This window comes from Mesorhizobium tianshanense (assembly GCF_007830515.1).
GTDB classification, from domain to species: Bacteria; Pseudomonadota; Alphaproteobacteria; order Rhizobiales; family Rhizobiaceae; genus Mesorhizobium; species Mesorhizobium tianshanense.
Genome location: NZ_VLKT01000140.1, coordinates 1 through 2362, shown reverse-complemented (window position 1 = coordinate 2362; position 2362 = coordinate 1). Strand labels below are relative to the sequence as shown.

Sequence of the window (2362 nt, the reverse complement as noted above, 5' to 3'; positions counted from 1 at the left end):
GAGTCACGTCGCAAACGCAAGCTGGAAGGAACAAGATGGCAGATCAACTGACCAACGAAATAATCGCAATGATCAAGAAGCGCGCCGCGGCGGAGGGCGGCAACATTGCGCCTGCCGCGGGCGGCGAGATAACGACTGCCACGGAACTGACTTCTCTCGGCATCGATTCACTGGGATTGGCGGACGTGCTCTGGGACCTGGAGCAGGCCTACGGCATCAAGATCGAGATGAACACGTCCGAGGCCTGGTCGGATCTCCAGAATGTCGGCGACATGGTGGAAGCCGTCCGCGGCTTGCTCACTAAGGAGGCGTGAATGGACAGGCGCGTCGTCATCACCGGAATGGGCGGGCTCTGCGGGCTGGGCACTGACGCCGCCTCCATCTGGAGGGGGATGCGCGAAGGCCGTTCCGCCATCGGCCCGATCGTCAATTCAGAGCTCCATGAGCTGAAGGGTACAATCGGCGCTGAGATCAAGGCGCTGCCGGAGCACGACATCGACCGCGGGCGGCTCATCTCCATGGGCCGCTTCAGCTTGCTCGCCGTGCTTGCAGCGCACGAAGCCATGCGACAGGCCGGACTTTCCTGCGATGAAGGAAATGCCGCTCGCTTCGGCGCGACAGTGGGCGTCGGTGTCTGCGGCTGGGACGCTATCGAGGAAAACTACCGCGCCATCCTTTTGGGCGGCGCGACCCGTGCCGAGATATTCACTGGACTAAAGGTGATGCCAAGCGCCGCTGCCACCCAGATCAGCTTGAGCTTCGGGCTGCGCGGGCCGGTACTCGGCATCACCTCCGCCTGTGCCTCCGGCAACCATGCGATCGCTTCGGCGGTGGATCAGATAAGGTACGGTCGGGCCGACGTGATGCTTGCCGGCGGAAGCGATGCGCCGCTCGTATGGGGCGTGCTGAAGTCATGGGAGGCAATGCGCGTGCTGGCTCCCGATACCTGCCGGCCCTTCTCCGCCGATAGGAAGGGCGTGGTGCTGGGCGAGGGTGCGGGCATGGCCGTCTTGGAAAGTTATGAGCATGCTGCTGCTCGCGGTGCAACGATCCTTGCCGAGATCGCCGGCGTCGGATTTTCCGCCGATGCCTTCCACATCGCCGCGCCGGCGGTGCATGGGCCGGAGGCTGCGATGGGCGCTTGCCTTGCCGATGCCGGGCTGAATCCCGAGGACGTGGACTACCTCAACGCGCACGGCACCGGCACCAAGGCCAACGATCAGATCGAATCGGCAGCCATCAAGCGCGTCTTCGGTGACCATGCGTATTCGATGTCCGTCTCTTCCACCAAGTCCACCCATGCGCATTGCCTCGGCGCAGCTAGCGCGATCGAAATGATCGCCTGCGTGATGGCGATCCGCGAGGGCGTCGTGCCGCCGACGGCCAATTATCGTGAGCCAGACCCCGATTGCGATCTCGATATCACCCCCAATGTGCCGCGCGAGCGCAAGGTGCAGGTGGCACTGAGCAACGCCTTCGCCATGGGCGGCCTGAACGCAGTTCTGGCATTCAGGCAGGTGTAGCCATGCGAGATGCCTCCTCTAACATTTCTCTCGGATCCAGATGCTTGCCGGATCACTATTGTGAAGGGTGGGCTATTGGACCGCCCCGGTAATGCGGGAAGTGGCAGCGAAAGCTGGACAATCCGCAGCGGCCCCGTCTTTGCGAAATTCTGCTGCTTGGACGTACTGCTACCCCTCGAGGTAAGCGAGCCCTGCGGGTTTGGCTCGAGGGTCTAAACTAAAGCTTTACGCGACTATGTCGGGAGGGCCCTGGGCCGGCCCTAGGACCGCTGTCGGCGCGCCAAGAAGCCACCGATGGTCCTGGCCCGAAATCGTGCATGAGATGGCCCCCGCATTGTGGGCCATCGGGCGAGAGGTCTCGCCGTCAAAGCGATCTCGGGCCAACATGCGACCCAGCGCCGAGGGCGGAGCCACGGTGGGGAACTCCCGTCGGTGATTATGTGCCGAGCCAGTCCGCCCGGCGCCTGTTCCGAACAACTCCCACTCCTAGACCAAGGATAGCCCCGAGCTGAAGACACGGAAGGCGGTACCAAACCCACGGATGAGAGTCTGATCAACCGTCGTTCTGAGCTCCACTTCTCGCCCCGTGCAGCTTCAGCCGATCCGACTGCTCGCAACACCTGCCGAGCAGCCGATCTCTCGCCTCAGTCTTGATAGGGAACATGAGAGTCGGCTTGAGGCGCTGAGTAAATCTAGGAGCGCGTGCGACGTCCCGGGGTCTTGCTTGGAGTTGCCATGCGGGACGCCTCCTGCAACATTATCTCCCGGATCCAGATGCTTGCCGGATCGCTGTTGTGAAGGGCCGGCCATTGGAGGGTCTCGGTAAATCCGGGAAGTGG

At 62.8% G+C, this 2362-nt stretch carries 2 protein-coding genes and 1 pseudogene; 2 read left to right on the top strand and 1 reads right to left on the bottom strand.

The window, feature by feature from the left end; translation table 11 throughout:
• Positions 1-35 precede the first annotated feature (35 nt).
• Positions 36-314, top strand: coding sequence for an acyl carrier protein (locus IQ26_RS38855; RefSeq protein WP_145723573.1), 279 nt, complete (start codon positions 36-38; stop codon positions 312-314).
• A complete protein-coding gene (locus tag IQ26_RS38850) occupies positions 315-1523 on the top strand; it encodes a beta-ketoacyl-[acyl-carrier-protein] synthase family protein (RefSeq protein WP_145723572.1) in 1209 nt (402 codons plus the stop codon).
• 692 nt (positions 1524-2215) lie between these two features.
• Here IQ26_RS38850 and IQ26_RS38845 read toward each other — a convergent pair.
• A pseudogene (locus tag IQ26_RS38845) lies at positions 2216-2362 on the bottom strand (LysR family transcriptional regulator); the annotation flags it as partial.

What these genes read in the sequence shown, in the direction of transcription:
- IQ26_RS38855 (WP_145723573.1), top strand. Translation starts at nt 36, where the DNA reads ATGGCAGATCAACTGACCAACGAAATAATCGCAATGATCAAGAAGCGC.
- IQ26_RS38850 (WP_145723572.1), top strand. Translation starts at nt 315, where the DNA reads ATGGACAGGCGCGTCGTCATCACCGGAATGGGCGGGCTCTGCGGGCTG.